10 protein-coding genes and 4 pseudogenes are annotated in these 15,783 nt (G+C 36.5%); 10 read left to right on the top strand and 4 right to left on the bottom strand.

From position 1 onward, the window contains the following. The first annotated feature begins 7 nt into the window (after nucleotides 1-7). The 9 genes and pseudogenes from dnaX to ARADI_RS12910 all read left to right on the top strand — a co-directional run bounded on the left by dnaX (nucleotide 8) and on the right by ARADI_RS12910 (nucleotide 10,011). Entirely contained in the window at nucleotides 8-1,987 is a 1,980-nt protein-coding gene (dnaX, locus tag ARADI_RS12950; RefSeq protein ID WP_119712297.1) for a DNA polymerase III subunit gamma/tau, read from the top strand. 75 nt (nucleotides 1,988-2,062) lie between these two features. Then, nucleotides 2,063-2,392: a YbaB/EbfC family nucleoid-associated protein gene (locus tag ARADI_RS12945; protein ID WP_119712296.1), complete on the top strand. Its 330-nt coding sequence runs from the start codon at nucleotides 2,063-2,065 to the stop codon at nucleotides 2,390-2,392. A gap of 30 nt (nucleotides 2,393-2,422) precedes the next feature. After that, nucleotides 2,423-2,997, top strand: a pseudogene (recR, locus tag ARADI_RS12940) (recombination mediator RecR). A gap of 193 nt (nucleotides 2,998-3,190) precedes the next feature. Continuing rightward, complete coding sequence (gene htpG / locus ARADI_RS12935; RefSeq protein WP_119712295.1) at nucleotides 3,191-5,065, top strand: molecular chaperone HtpG; 1,875 nt, start codon at nucleotides 3,191-3,193, stop codon at nucleotides 5,063-5,065. Between the two features lie 185 nt (nucleotides 5,066-5,250). After that, nucleotides 5,251-5,895 carry an adenylate kinase gene (gene adk, locus ARADI_RS12930; RefSeq protein WP_119712294.1) on the top strand — a complete coding sequence of 215 codons (645 nt, stop codon included), beginning with the start codon at nucleotides 5,251-5,253 and terminating at the stop codon, nucleotides 5,893-5,895. 134 nt (nucleotides 5,896-6,029) lie between these two features. Then, nucleotides 6,030-6,998: a ferrochelatase gene (hemH, locus tag ARADI_RS12925; protein ID WP_119712293.1), complete on the top strand. Its 969-nt coding sequence runs from the start codon at nucleotides 6,030-6,032 to the stop codon at nucleotides 6,996-6,998. 473 nt (nucleotides 6,999-7,471) lie between these two features. Then, nucleotides 7,472-7,906 carry a Wzz/FepE/Etk N-terminal domain-containing protein gene (locus ARADI_RS12920; RefSeq protein WP_119712292.1) on the top strand — a complete coding sequence of 145 codons (435 nt, stop codon included), beginning with the start codon at nucleotides 7,472-7,474 and terminating at the stop codon, nucleotides 7,904-7,906. Between the two features lie 12 nt (nucleotides 7,907-7,918). Continuing rightward, entirely contained in the window at nucleotides 7,919-8,092 is a 174-nt protein-coding gene (locus tag ARADI_RS12915) for a hypothetical protein (protein ID WP_182853250.1), read from the top strand. Nucleotides 8,093-8,701: 609 nt separating this feature from the next. After that, nucleotides 8,702-10,011, top strand: a pseudogene (locus ARADI_RS12910) (inosine/guanosine kinase). 51 nt (nucleotides 10,012-10,062) lie between these two features. Here ARADI_RS12910 and ybaL read toward each other — a convergent pair. Further along, nucleotides 10,063-11,809 (bottom strand): annotated as a pseudogene (gene ybaL, locus ARADI_RS12905) (YbaL family putative K(+) efflux transporter). 809 nt (nucleotides 11,810-12,618) lie between these two features. Between ybaL and ushA the strand changes: the two are divergent. Continuing rightward, nucleotides 12,619-14,283: a bifunctional UDP-sugar hydrolase/5'-nucleotidase UshA gene (ushA, locus tag ARADI_RS12900; RefSeq protein ID WP_119712291.1), complete on the top strand. Its 1,665-nt coding sequence runs from the start codon at nucleotides 12,619-12,621 to the stop codon at nucleotides 14,281-14,283. Nucleotides 14,284-14,294: 11 nt separating this feature from the next. On the opposite strand, the pseudogene ybaK reads toward ushA, so the two are convergent. The 3 genes and pseudogenes from ybaK to ARADI_RS12890 form a co-directional block, all read right to left on the bottom strand. Further along, a pseudogene (ybaK, locus tag ARADI_RS12895) lies at nucleotides 14,295-14,788 on the bottom strand (Cys-tRNA(Pro) deacylase). An 84-nt stretch (nucleotides 14,789-14,872) separates the two neighbouring features. Next, nucleotides 14,873-14,944 (bottom strand): hypothetical protein, encoded by a 72-nt coding sequence (locus tag ARADI_RS21830; protein ID WP_439647129.1) that lies wholly within the window; start codon nucleotides 14,942-14,944, stop codon nucleotides 14,873-14,875. A 49-nt stretch (nucleotides 14,945-14,993) separates the two neighbouring features. Beyond that, nucleotides 14,994-15,689, bottom strand: coding sequence for a TraB/GumN family protein (locus ARADI_RS12890; protein WP_439647118.1), 696 nt, complete (start codon nucleotides 15,687-15,689; stop codon nucleotides 14,994-14,996). Nucleotides 15,690-15,783: the final 94 nt, after the last annotated feature.

The following is a 15,783-nucleotide window of genomic DNA, read 5'->3' as shown; positions in this document are numbered from 1 at the left end:
AGGAATCATGAGCTACCAGGTACTTGCCCGTAAATGGCGCCCACAAACATTTACCTATGTTGTTGGGCAACAACATGTTTTGACCGCGCTGGCAAATGGTTTGCAACAGCAGCGGCTCCATCATGCCTACTTATTTTCTGGTACACGTGGAGTTGGAAAAACGACCATTGCGCGGCTATTTGCGAAAGGGCTTAACTGTGAGGTAGGGATAAGCCAAAACCCTTGTGGTAAATGTGCTAACTGCCTAGAGATAGCGGATGGGCGATTTGTTGATTTGATTGAAATTGATGCCGCTTCGCGCACTAAAGTTGAGGATACCCGCGAGCTACTAGATAATGTCCAGTATGCACCGGCACGCGGTCGATTTAAAGTGTACTTAATCGACGAAGTACATATGCTATCTCGTCATAGCTTTAATGCTTTACTCAAGACGCTAGAAGAACCACCAGAACATGTAAAATTTCTATTAGCAACGACAGATCCACAGAAATTACCGATAACGGTTTTATCACGTTGTCTTCAATTTCATTTAAGATCACTTGATATTGACCAAATAAGCAGTCAACTTGAACGCATTTTAGCGGCTGAGCAAATATCGAGTGATAAACGTGCCTGCCAATTAATCGCTAGAGCTGCCGAAGGTAGTTTACGTGATGCATTAAGTTTAACCGATCAAGCTATTGCTATGGGGCAAGGGCAAGTATCGGCAGATTCAGTTAGCCAAATGCTAGGCATATTAGATGATGAACAGCCGCTAGCGATCATTGAAGCAATTGTTCATGCTGATGGTCCAAAAATGATGGCTTTAGTAGAAGATATTGCTTTGCGAGGTGGTGACTGGGAAAGCGTATTGATTGAAATGTTATCATTAATTCATCGTATTGCGATGATCCAGCTTTTACCTGTGGAGATGCAAGATACTGGATCACCTATAGACGATCGTCTACGTTTACTTGCGCGCTTGATTACGCCAACGGATTTACAGCTCTATTATCAAACCTTGTTAATCGGACGTAAAGAGCTTCCCTATGCGCCAGAAAGGCGAATGGGAGTTGAGATGACATTGTTACGTGCATTAGCATTTCATCCTAAGTCTGTTAATGATATTGAAATTCCATTGGTGTCATCACCAAGTCTCTCTGAAACAACTACTATAACCAATGATATTGATAATCATGTCGATATTTCTCTTAACTTAAAAGATAAAAAAAAAATCATCAATAAAGCAATAAGCTCATCGGATGAAAAATTAATTAGTACGCCTACATTGCAATTGTTGCAGGCAAAAGCATCGCTAAATAACGCGCAAGAGAAAGCGCCGTTAAAAAAGTCTGAAACAGCATCACCAAAGACAAAAACGCCACTAGAGATGTCGGCGCTAGAAAGGTTCGCTACCGTTTCGGCACAGCATCAGCTATCTGTTTTAAATCAGCCCAAAACAGCTAATAAAAATGAAAAAAATCAAAAGGGTAAATCTTATCAATGGCGCCCGCAAAATGTTTCTGAACAAAAAGTAGAGCGAGTAACCACGCCTAGCAATATTAAACAAGCATTGGAATATGAAAGGACGCCGGAACTTGCTAATAAAATTGAGTTTGAAGCCTGCGAACGTGACCACTGGTCAGCAGAAATTTGTCAGTTAAAAATGCCAAAATTGATTGAACAACTTGCGTTAAATACTTATAAGGAAGCCTTAAGTGAAACGGAAATTTGTTTACATTTACGCTCAACGCAACGGCATTTGAATACTGAACCGGCGCATAAAACATTAACAAAAGCCTTGAGTGAGTTATATGGTCAGCCGATAAAACTGGTTATCATTGAAGATGATAATTCAGCCGTCAAAACACCTTTGGAATGGCGGCAGGTAATTTATGAAGAGAAGCTAGCACAGGCTCGTCAATCTATTATAGTGGATAAAACGATTCAGACTTTGCGCACGCTGTTTGACGCGCAGTTAGATGAAGAAAGTATTCGGCCGGTGTAGCCGAATGCATACCTTTAAGTATAATATTGCAATGTTAAAATCTATTTTTGTAACAGATCAGAAAGAGAGAATATTATGTTTGGTAAAGTTGGGCTGGGTAACCTGATGAAACAGGCTCAGCAAATGCAAGAAAAGATGCAAAAAGTACAAGAAGAGATTGCTAACATGGAGGTTACCGGCGAATCGGGTGCAGGTCTTGTTAAAGTAACTATTAATGGCGCGCATAATTGTCGTCGGATTGAAATTGATCCTAGTTTAATGGCAGATGACAAAGATATGTTAGAAGATCTTATTACTGCTGCATTTAATGATGCTGCGCGTCGTATAGAAGAAGCCCAAAAAGAAAAAATGGCCAATGTATCTAATGGCATGCAATTACCTCCAGGCTTTAAGATGCCATTTTGATGCAAACGAGTCCCCCTTCTTGAATCTTTAATGGAAGCGCTACGCTGTTTACCTGGTGTGGGACCAAAATCAGCGCAACGTATGGCTTTCACCTTCTTCAATGCAATCGTAGTGGTGGGATGCAATTGGCTCAGGCATTGACACGTGCAATGTCGGAAATTGGCCATTGTCAGGGTTGTCAAACATTTACTGAAAAAGATCACTGCTCTATTTGTACTAATCCGAGGCGTCAAAAAACTGGCCAAATATGTGTAGTTGAAAGCCCGGCTGATATTTATGCAATTGAACAAACAGGACAGTTTGCCGGGCGTTATTTTGTTTTAATGGGGCATTTGTCGCCATTAGATGGTATTGGACCTAAGGATATCGGTCTGGAAAGCTTAGCCGATAAACTCACGACTGAGACGGTATCAGAAATGATCCTGGCGACCAATCCAACAATTGAAGGGGAAGCAACCGCTAATTATATTGCTGGTATATGTGCTCAATATGGGGTGATGGCCAGTCGTATTGCTCATGGCATTCATGTTGATGGTGAGCTTGAAATGGTTGACGGAACCACGCTATCACATTCAATTATTGGCCGTCAGAAAATTAATTATTGATAGTATAAGCGTAATATAAAATAAATATATGCAGAGGTTAAAGACTCTGCTTATTTTTTTGTGAAAAAGTTAATCATATCGGCTATCAAGCACGCTTTTCACGACGCTGAACTTGAAATTTTCAAGTTATATCCCCATCTGAGTTTCATAACCATTCAACCTAATAAAATTATTTTAAAATTGAGGCTATTTAATGAGTATGAAAGGACAAGAAACTCTTGGATTTCAATCAGAAGTAAAACAGTTATTGCAATTGATGATCCATTCTCTTTATTCCAATAAAGAAATCGTTCTACGCGAGCTGATTTCAAACGCATCTGATGCAGCGGATAAATTACGTTTTAAAGCACTATCACAATCTGATCTTTATGAAAATGACGGTGATTTAAGAGTTAGAATTGCTATTGATAAAAACAAAAAAACCTTAATGATTAGTGATAACGGCATTGGCATGACGCGCGAAGAGGTTATTGATAATTTAGGGACTATTGCTAAATCTGGTACCAAGGCTTTTTTACAGTCTTTAGGCAACGAACAAGCGAAAGATAGCCCATTAATCGGTCAGTTTGGTGTTGGTTTCTATTCAGCTTTTATTGTTGCAGATAAAGTGACAGTGCGTACTCGGGCAGCGGGCGTGGCCGCCGATAAAGGGGTTTTCTGGCAATCTCAGGGTGAGGGTGAATATACCGTTGCTGATATTGAAAAAGCAGAGCGTGGGACTGAAATTACCTTACATTTACGTGAAGACCAAACGGAATTCTTAGATAACTGGCGTTTACGTTCAGTGATCAGCAAATATTCAGATCATATTGCCCTGCCAGTGGAAATCGAAGCCAAGAACGAAGAAGATGATACTGTTATTTGGGAAAAAATTAATAAAGCCCAGGCGCTATGGACACGTAACAAAAACAATATTACGGCTGAAGAATATAAAGAGTTTTATAAGCATGTTTCCCATGATTATGCAGATCCTTTAATATGGAGTCATAATCGGGTAGAGGGTAAACAAGAATATACCAGCCTACTTTATATACCGACTAAAGCGCCTTTTAATTTATGGAATCGTGATAATAAACATGGTTTAAAGCTTTATGTTCATCGTGTTTTTATTATGGATGAAGCAGAGCAATTTATGCCAAATTACTTACGTTTTGTCCGTGGGTTAGTTGACTCCAATGACTTACCATTAAATGTTTCGCGCGAAATTTTACAAGATAGTGACATCACCCGTAGTTTGCGTAGTGCGTTAACCAAACGCGCATTGCAAATGTTGGAAAAATTAGCCAAAAGTGAACCTGAACAGTATCAACAATTCTGGCAGGAATTTGGACTAGTGCTGAAAGAGGGTCTTGCGGAAGATACAACTAATAAAGAAGCGATTACTAAATTATTACGCTTTGCATCAACGCATAATGAGGGTAATTTACAGAATGTTTTTTTAGAAGATTATGTTAGTCGAATGATTGAAGGGCAGGAAAAGATCTATTACATTACTGCAGATAGTTATGCCGCTGCAAAAAATAGCCCACATTTAGAATTATTCCGTAAAAAAAGGATTGAAGTTTTATTATTATCTGATCGGATTGATGAGTGGATGATGAACTATTTGCCAGAATTTGCAGGCAAATCTTTTCAATCTGTTAGTAAGACAGATGAGTCACTAGAAAAACTGGCTAATGAAGATAAAAAAGAGCAAGAAAAGACAGATAAAAAACTAGAGCCTTTCGTTGAGCGAGTAAAAAAATTATTAGGTGAGCGGGTGAAGGAAGTGAAGTTAACCCACCGTTTAACAGACACGCCGGCAATCGTGACGACCGATACGAATGATATGAGTACTCAGATGGCAAAACTTTTTGCTGCGGTAGGTCAATCAGCGTCGGAAGTAAAATATAATTTTGAACTTAATCCTGAACATCCATTAGTTAAAAAAGCGACAGAGCTAAATGATGATGGCTTATTTTCTGAATGGATAGAGGTATTATTAGATCAGGCGTTGTTTGTTGAACAAGGTAGCCTAGAAGATCCTAATCAATTTATTCGCCGTATGAATAAGTTACTTTTGGGCTAAAATTTATTTAATAAACCAAGTTGTTCAGAAAACCACGTTTTAGTTATTTTAAGACGTGGTTTGTTTTTTAACGAAAATAATTTGATTCTTTAATGGTTATCTGTTTTCTTGAGTTATAGGTATACCTAATGATAAGGTAACTTTTTTTTCAAATTATAAAAATGAAATAGCGAGGGGTTTACACAATGCGTATTATTTTGCTCGGCGCGCCTGGCACAGGTAAGGGGACTCAGGCACAATTCATCATGGAAAAGTATGGTATCCCTCAAATTTCTACCGGTGATATGCTACGTGCTGCCGTAAAGGCGGGTTCAGAGTTAGGTCTACAAGCGAAAGAATTAATGGATAATGGTAAGCTTGTTACTGATGAATTAGTTATTGCTTTAGTTAAACAGCGTATAGGCCAGGATGATTGTCGAAACGGTTTCTTACTAGATGGATTTCCTCGCGCTATCCCACAAGCAGACGCAATGAAAAATGCCGGTATTGCGGTGGATTATGTGTTGGAGTTTGATGTACCAGATGAAATTATTGTTGAACGCATTGTTGGTCGTCGAATTCATACACTTTCGGGGCGTGTTTATCATATTAAATTTAACCCACCGAAAATAGCAAACAGAGATGATGTTACCGGTGACGAATTAAGCATTCGCAAAGATGATCAAAAAGAAACGGTCAGCAAGCGATTAGTGGAATATCATCAGTTAACTGAACCTTTACTTGCTTATTATCGTCAAGAAGCTGCTGCTGGTCATACTAAGTACTTTAAATTGGATGGTACCCGTAAGGTTACCGAAGTCAGTGAAGAGCTGGCTAACATTTTAGGTTAGTTGTTAGTTGATAAAATAGGCATCCAATTTGGCGCCTATTTTTTATTTATTGCTAATTAGTGCAAATAAAAATATTTAATAAGTGATGATAAAGTTATAAATAATTAACGATAAATAAAATGGAGCCAAGTGGCATGAGCATTAAGAAGTATGGTGTTTTATTAGTTAATTTAGGGACGCCTGATGCACCAACGCCTACAGCAGTGAAACGTTTTTTGGCAGAATTTCTTAGTGATGTAAGAGTTATTGATATTTCTAGGATAATTTGGAAGCCGCTATTACATTTGGTTATTTTACCAATACGCTCGCCAAGAGTAGCTAAATTATATCGGTCAATTTGGACCGAAGCTGGTTCCCCATTGCTAAATTATAGTTTGCAACAGCAGGCTGCGCTGGCAAAACAGCTACCCGATATTCCTGTAGAATTAGGTATGAGTTATGCTTCGCCTGCTATTGCCGAAGCAATTGATAAACTATTAATTCAGCAGGTTGAAAATATTATTGTGTTACCGCTTTATCCACAATATTCTTGTTCAACCACAGCGGCAGTTTTTGATGCGATTAGCCGAGCGTTAAAAAAATATCGAACGATACCCGGGCTTAACTTTATTCGTAGTTATGCTGCTCACCCTTCTTATATTGATGCATTAAAAAGGTCGGTGGAGTTAAGTTTTGAACGCTATGGTAAACCAGATCGATTATTGCTTTCTTATCATGGTATTCCTAAACGGTACGCAGAAACAGGTGATATTTATCCGCAGGAATGCGAATTGACAACCTGTTTACTCAGTAAATTAATTAATTTCCCTGCTGATAAAATCATCATGACTTATCAGTCACGCTTTGGCCGTGAGCCTTGGCTTACACCTTATACAGACATTACCTTAAAAAGGTTGGCAAAGCATGGAATAAAACATGTTCAGCTGTTGTGCCCAGGTTTTTCGGTAGACTGTTTGGAAACTCTAGAAGAGATTGCTGAGCAGAATAAGAAATTATTTTATGCTGCTGGTGGCGAAAAATATCATTATATACCAGCGCTTAATGCCTCTGAGAGTCATATTATGTTAATGGCTGAATTAGTTACAGATTTAGCAATTATTTAAATGGGAATTTAGCTAAAACTAAAAGTTTTTTTAGTGATTGTAATGCTATTACATATTTTTAAATTTACCGATATAACTAATTTTTTTAAATAGTTAATTTCAATTAATGTTCATAAAAATCTATATTTAAGTCAGTAATATTAATTATTGTTATTGTATAAAATATTAAATAATTTTTATGATATTTAGTCTTTTTTAAACGGTTTAATTTTTTTTAAAAAGTTAACATTTAACTAAATTTCATTTGTTTTTTTGTATTTTAGTTACTTGAAATATAGTGATTGCAAAAATAAAAACATTACTGATAAATATGAGTTATTTGTTTCGTTAAAGTTGGTAATATAGAATATAATGACTAAAATTTTCTAGTTTCATGATAATTATTTGATTATTCAACTCTTTTGTATAAGATAGAAATAGATAAAGATTTATAATTAATTATATAACAATATAACTGTTAGAAGCTATAAACTATGACAAATAGACCATTATTAAATACAACCACTGAGCTCGATCCCTCTTTTTATTCTGCCAATACGAAACAAGATGATGAAATTGATTTATTTGAACTTATTTCTATTCTTTATCAATCTAAATTGTTGATTGCGATTTTTGTTGCTGTGTTGTCCGCAACCGCTTTTTGTTGGTCGTTATTTTTACCAGAAAAATGGGCAAGCAAAGCAATGATTGTTCAACCTACCGCTCAAGAAACGTTTAAGCTGAATGAGTTCCTTAGTCAATTAAGAGTAATGGATGTTGAAACAAATATTGATGCTGAGCAAGTTTATGTAAAATTTCTTGATGCTTATCGTTCTCAGTTGTTGCAGGAAAATTTTCTGAAAAGTAGTGACTATTTTCAGCAGTTAGTTAAATCAACAGAGTCACTCTCCTTAGAGAGAGAACAATAGCTTTTACGTGATATGATAAATAATATTACTGTTGGCAGCGTCATTTTTAGTAAAAATGCAAATAATAATGTAGATGATATTACGCAGTCGATAGAAGCAAGCCTCGAATTTTCTGCGGCAACTGCTCAAGATGCCAAGAATTTATTGTCTGGTTATCTGCGTTATGTTGGCTCGAATGTACGGTAGGAAATTAAAGCCGAGTTAAATGAAAAAATAACACAACAAATTGTTTATGCTAAAGGTAAATATGCTATTAAGTTGACGGTATTTAAAAAATGCTAATCCGGTTGCGGTTCAGCGACTGAAGAATTCGTTAAAAATAGCTTAATCTGTTGGAGTTAAAAAACCGGTTTCAACTACTCATAACTTTATTCAAGATGATTTAGATTATCCTATTGCATTGGGTTCAGAAGCTTTAGCTTAAAAGTTAGCCATTATTGAACAGGATAATGATCAGCTACCATTAGATCCTGAACTTTTAAATAGCCAACAATATATCCAACAATTACAGGCGTTAGACACTAAAGATATTTGGTTCCAGCCGGTGAAATATTATACAAAAGCCAACTTTACCGCTTGCTAAATAGGCACCCAAGCAAATGTATATGGTTGTATTAGCTGGACTAGCCGGTTTAATTTTGGGTTGTGTTTATGTTTTATTACGTCATATGATAAATAGCCGTAAGCAACAAGTCTGATGAGATAATTTTATATAAGCAGTAGGTAATTTTCCTGCTGCTCAATAATGTTAGTTATGTTAGATTCACTCCTTTAGTTATTATTAATCTACCTATTATGAAATTCCTTGGTCAACGTAAGTCCAAGCACTATTTTCCTGTTAGTCTCCTAGATCCCTTATTATCCAATCAAGAGTTAATCAATAGTGACAGTGATCATGCATATATAGTTGGTATAGATCAAACTTTGGTTGATATTGAAGCAAAAAGTTGATGATGATTTTATTCAGCGTTATCCCCTTAGTCAGGGGCACTCACTCGTTATTGAAGAGACTACTGCTGAAGAACTTTATCGTGAGTTAACGGAGCGCAATCTTATTAGTTATGAATTTGCTGGTGGCACGATAGGGAATACTTTACATAATTACTCGTTATTAGCTGATGATAGATCTGTGTTGTTGGGTATGATGTGTAATAACATTCAAATTGGCAGCTATGCTTACCGTTATTTATGCCATACTTCGAGCCGGATGGATTTAAATTATTTACAGGGTGTTGATGGCCCGATTGGTCGCTGTTTTACCTTAATTACGGAAAATGGTGAACGAACATTTGCAATTTCCAGGGTTAATGAACCAATTGCGTCCTGATAGCATTCCAGAGCAAATTATTGCAGAGGCATCAGCACTGGTTCTTATTACTGCTTATCTTGTCCGTGGCCAACCTGGTGAACCGATGCTAGCAGCAACAATGCAAGCAATAGAATATGCTAAAAAACATGATGTACCAGTGGTGCTAACATTGGGCACTAAATTTGTTATTGCCTATGATCCCTCATTTTGGCAGGATTTTCTCGCTAAATATGTTTCTGTTGTGGCAATGAACGAAGATAAAGCGTTATATTTGACGGGGATCAAAGATCCCTTATTAGCTGCCGATAGAGTGCTTGATTGGATTGATCTGGTACTTTGTACCACCGGTGCTGATGGATTCTACATGGCTGGTTATACCGAATCAACCTATAAAAGAGAAACTCAGCATCCTCTATTGTCTGGCGTGATTAAGCAATTTAATTGTTATGAATTTAGCCGTGCGATGAGGAAAAAAGAGTGTCAGCTTCTTTTTAGGATCTATTCACATATTGAGCCTTATATGGGTGGGCCAGAAAAAATCATGAATACCAATAGAGCTGGTGATGGTGCACTGTCTGCTTTACTACACGATATTACCGCTAATCGTTTTCATCGTTTAAATATACCTAATTCAACAAAACATTTTTTGCCTTACCTGACATATTCTTCCTTAGCACAGGTGTGTAAATATGCTAATAGAGTTAGTTATCAAGTATTTATTCAACATTTACCACGTTTAACGCGAAGTTTGCCTGAAAAAGAAGATAGTTTAGAGGAATCTTACTGGGAAAGGTAATTAAATAAAATCAGGAGAAGGCCAATATTTCCCCTGATTTATTTTTATTGGTTAGTTAGAAGCATCAGGTTTTAAGTATTTATCTAAATCTTTAGTGCCTGATAATAAATTATCGTCATTATTATTAATGGTACAGCCTACTGTTTTCTTTTTAGACAGGAAATGTGCCATGGTTCTGGCTATTTCATGTTCACCAACAACGATGTGATTTGCGCCACGTTCACGAATATATCTAACTTCATCATCATAGTGGGCACGAACAATAATAGTGATATCAGGGTTTAATGACCTAGTCTTCTCAATAATTTGCCCAGCTTCATAACCATTTGGAACGGTGACTAACAGTGTTTGGGCACAATCTATGTGAGCCAGCTTCATTAGTGCTTTATTTACGGCATTGCCAATTATTGAACGGAAGCTATTTTTGGCTAATTCTTTAAATCTGGCGCGTGTATTTTCGATAACGACGATCGGGATATCTTTTTGGCGTAAATTTTCAGCCAGAATAGTACCAACACGACCATAACCAACAATAATTGCATGACGGCAAATATCGACAGGAATTTGTGCAACTTCCTTCCTGCGTTTCATCTAATAATTCTTCCTCTGTTGTTTCGGTTTTTTTCAGATAACGGTCAAGTAAGCTAAATAGTAATGGATTAATCATAATAGAGACGATAGCATCAGCTAAAACCAGGTTTGGTGCTTGACTATCAAATATATTGAGAGTATTCACATTCCGGCCAGGATGAAAGAGAATTCACCGATTTGTGCCAGACTTATTGCGATAGTTAAGGCGGTTCGGCGGCTATGACCAAATAGTCTCAATAACAGTAATGCGGCGAGTGATTTACCAATAGTAATAATTGTGCTAAAATCGACAATACCGCGAGTGGATGTTCTATTAATATGATAGAGTCTAGAAGCATACCGACCGATACAAAAAACAGAACCGCAAATGCATCTCGCAAAGGTAGTGTATTTTGTGCAGCCCGATGACTTAATTCAGATTCATTTAGGGTCATACCTGCGAAAAATGCGCCAACGGCAAAAGAAGCATTAAATAGAGTTACCGTGGTATAGGCAATACCGAGTGCTAATACTAACACTGCTAGTGTGAATAATTCACGAGAACCGGTTGCTGCAGTACGGGCTAGCATCCATGGAATAAGTTGGCGACCGATGAAAAGGGTAATAATGATAAAAATAGTTACTTTACCAACGGTAATGGTTAATTTAATTGCGAGCTCACTAAAATTAGCATTATTACTATCGAGAATACCGGCAATTGCTGGCAGCAATACCAGAGTTAATACCATGACTAAATCTTCGACATCAGCCAGCCAATAGCAATTCGGCCTCGTTTACTATCGATCAGTTGACGTTCTTCTAATGCTCTTAATAGCACTACAGTACTGGCTGTTGAGAGACAAAGCCCAAAAACAATACCAGCAAAAATACTCCAACCAAATAGCATGGCTAAACCAACACCTAATAAGGTGGCAGTAATTATTTGAGCGATGGCACCAGGAATAGCAATCGATTTTACGGCTAAAAGATCTTTTAAGGAAAAATGTAAGCCAACACCAAACATCAATAATATAAAACCAATTTCGGCGAGTTCACTGGCTAAATTTGTATTTGCAACAAAACCTGGCGTAAAGGGACCAATAAGAACACCGGCCAATAAACAGCCGACTAACGGTGATATTTTTAGCCGTTGTGCAATCATACCAAACAGATAGGCAAGAGCTAAACCACCAACAATAGTTGTGATGAGGGATGCTGAATGATTCATTAAATCTCCTCTTTTTGGGATGACAAAATACGTCATGTAGAATTCAAACTTATTTTATCTGCTATAAACTAAAAAAGCGCTAAAAAATTACGTTATAAATAATAAAAATGCCAAGTAAATAACCATATTAACTATTATAATTTATTATTTTTTAATATATTATAATATAAACTATTATTCTTTTTTTTGTTCATATTTGGTAATGATGTGGTCAAAAAAATGATAATGATAAAAAATCCAGGTTGAATTAATTAATTCAATACACTTTATGTGTAATATAATTTCAGCAGCTGAAACGATGTCAATTGTCTCCAAAGGTTATTTATCAATCATCTCAGCAATAGAATCATTAGGTTGATACTTTTACATTTTGGATATAATTAGCAAAATGATGTATCAAATAACAATTATAGTAGTTATTTATGCTAATAAAATAAAAAAATTTGCAAAAATCAATTGATTGATTATTTTTTGACTGAGCATTTTTATTGCCATTTTGGCTAACAATAACACCGATTATCTAATGTTTTTTATATAATTTTATTATATTTTTCAGTTAATTAACTGAATTAAAATAATCATTATCCACTATTCCTTTAGCAATAGCGATTCAGTCTCTATTTTGTTATTTAATTGAGATTATGACTGGCAATACTTTTATCTTGTGTAATGGCCAGAACGATTTATGTTGTAATAATCAGATAAAATATTTAGTAAATAACAAAATAGATAGTTATTTTTACAGGATATAAAATAAATCATTTGATGAAATACAGAGGGTATAAATTTTTAATGGTGTGGAGATAGATATGCGATTGTCACTTAAGACTTCCCAGGGTGGGATAATGTTATTTTTATGGTTGTTATTAAGTCCAACCGCAATGGCATGGCAAAAAGATAAAGCTTACTCTATCATAATATTACATACCAATGATCATCATGGTCATTTTTGGCATAACAAAAACGGAGAATATGGGTTAGCCGCGCAAAAAACATTAGTTGCAGAAATTCGCCATGAAGTTGCAAAAAAAGGGGGAATTTTTTTACTGCTTTCCGCTGGTGATATTAATACAGGCGTGCCTGAATCCGATTTGCAAGATGCTGAACCAGATATTAAAGGCATGAATATGATTGGTTATGACGCAATGGCAATTGGTAATCATGAGTTTGATAAACCTTTGGCGATCTTACGCAAACAACAGCAATGGGCAACTTTTCCTTTTCTGTCAGCTAATATTTATCAACCCAGTATTGGCCAGAGATTATTCAAACCCTATCTTATTTTTAATAAACAGGGTATTAAAATTGCTGTTATTGGTTTAACTACCGACGATACTGTTAAGTTAGGTAACCCAGGGATATTTTCCGATATAGAATTCCGTTCTCCTGTTAATGAAGCGAAAACGGTGATCCAATCTTTACGTGCTAATGAAAAGCCCGATATCGTTATTGCAGCGACGCATATGGGACATTATAACAATGGTGAACATGGTTCTAATGCTCCTGGTGATGTTGAAATGGCGCGTAGCTTACCGACCGGATATTTAGATATGATAGTGGGAGGTCATTCTCAAGATCCCGTTTGTATGTCCGTCAGTAGGATAAATTACAAACAAGTTGATTATGTGCCTGGTACATTATGTATCCCAGATCGCCAAAATGGAACTTGGATTTTGCAGGCTCATGAATGGGGAAAATATGTTGGGCGGGCTGATTTTGAATTTAAAAATGGTAAATTTATTTTAACCCGCTATCGGCTTATTCCTATTAATTTAAAACAGAAACGGCTTAACGAAGATGGTTCGACAGAGTTAACTCTTTATACACGAGAAATTCCGCCCGATGTTGATATGGTAAAATTACTTTCTCCATTTCAGACAAAAGGCCGTCAACAATTAGATATGAAATTGGGCTTCGTTGATGGTCGATTACAAGGTTCCCGCAACAAAATACGTTTTGATCAAACTAATTTGGCACGGCTGATTTTAGCGTCGCAAGTGGAACGTGTAAATGCCGACTTTGCCATTATGAGCAGTGGCATGATCCGTAATTCTATTGAACGAGGCGAGATCAGTTATCGACAAGTACTTAAGGTTTTACCTTTTGCTAATCATGTAGCCTATGTTGATTTTAATGGTCAGGAAGTGAAAAATTATTTGGCAGCCGTTGCTAGTAAGACGCCAGGTTCGGGGGCTTATGCCCAATTCTATAATATCAGTTTAATTCGTCATAAAGATGGCGCGATTACAGATATTAAAATAGCCGGTCAGCCATTAGATATTAAAAAGCATTATTGGATGGCAACACTAGATTTTATTGCTTTTGGTGGTGATGGTTACCCGAAAATTAGCCATCATCCAAATTATGTCAATTCAGGATTGGTGGACACTGAGGTATTAAAGCATTTTATTGAAAAACATGCGCCGTTAAAAGTTAATGATTATGCGCCCGGTAAAGAAATTATTAATCATTGATTAACCCGGTATTATTTATCACTTTTTATATTGGCAAAAATTGCATTTAATAAATGAGCTAGATCGTTGGGATCAAGTTCAATCTCCAGCTCTCTTTTTCCCCCTGAAATATAAATAGTGGCAAATTGCTTGGCTTGTTCATCAATAATTGTTGGCAGACATTTTTTTGTCCCAATGGGCTGATTCCGCCTAATAAATAGCCTGTTATTTTTTGTGCGATTTGAGGTTCAACCATTTCTGCTTTTTTGCCGTTAAATATGCTGGCAACGCGTTTCAAATTAAGTTGTCCAGATACCGGTGTGATAGCAACGATAAGATTTTTGCTATTTCCATTTAATGCTACCAGTAGCGTTTTAAATACTTGCCTGGCATCAAGCGCCAATTTTTCCACCGCCTCTTGACCAAAATGATGTAGATGAGCATCATGTGTATAGCTATGTAGCGCATATTTGATTCTGTTTTTTTGCAATAAATTAATAGCAGGGGGGTCACATAAAAACCTTATTTTAAGTAACGTTATAGCGGGTAGTTAAATTGCTATTTTATTATTTTGATTGGCAATCTCGCTTAAATAAAAACTGGAATTGAATTAATCGATTTGCTGTTTAAATAAGTTAGCAAGATTATTGTCGCCATATAAATGTAAAGCGCCAACGGCCACGACATAATGACCTGCTGATAATTTTTTTAACTTTTGACACCACAATAAATTACGTTACTTGCAGTAATAACTGATAAACATCATCATGAAAGGCTCTTGGCAATTTTAAATCCAGCTCAGGTTTGAAGTTTATCCACCAACTCAACATTACCTGTAGCGAACGAGCATTAGAACACCAATATGTAAAGGTATCTTCCAATAAAGATTGCCCATTATTAGGTAAATTCATGAGTAGCTCGATTTGAGAGGCGGTGCCTTCAAGTTCAATGATCGGTTTCTGCTTTTGCTGTGCAATTTGTAGCAGTTGATAATCTATCCTGTATTGAGGAAATAATCCTAGGCTCTGCGCTTGATTGGCTTGTAAAAACAACGCAATTTGCCAGGCAGCAAGGCCATCTAATTGTTCATCGTGCCGTTTGATTTCTTGGCAATAATGTTTAAATTTCAGATATAGTGAAGGTGAAAGCCGTTGTTTGACCGGTGGGCAAGGGATATCAGGATTGTTAGTTAAGGGAGGCACGGTATCAGTAATGTCGGCTTCAACAATCAAAACATCGCATTGATTGAGTTTGTTCATTAGAGTTTGAGGTAGAGGGAACATATTTTTGCTGGCCATATGAATGCTACTAACGAGATGCAGATGAATATTTCCGGCCAGGCTAATATCATAAGCAGGATAAGGATAATATTTAATCTTATTGGCAATCAAATATTTTTTTAGCCTAGATAATACAGGCTCTACCATTCTTCATTTCCCCTTAACACAAAAATTGCTCATTGCCAGTTTAATATGTTAGCTGTTTTTAATCATCAAGTACAAGATTTTCTATGCTTTATAA

The organism is Arsenophonus endosymbiont of Aleurodicus floccissimus, from assembly GCF_900343025.1.
GTDB lineage: Bacteria > Pseudomonadota > Gammaproteobacteria > Enterobacterales > Enterobacteriaceae > Arsenophonus.
Note: the sequence above shows the minus strand (reverse complement) of the source record. Positions and strands in the feature narration are given on the sequence as shown.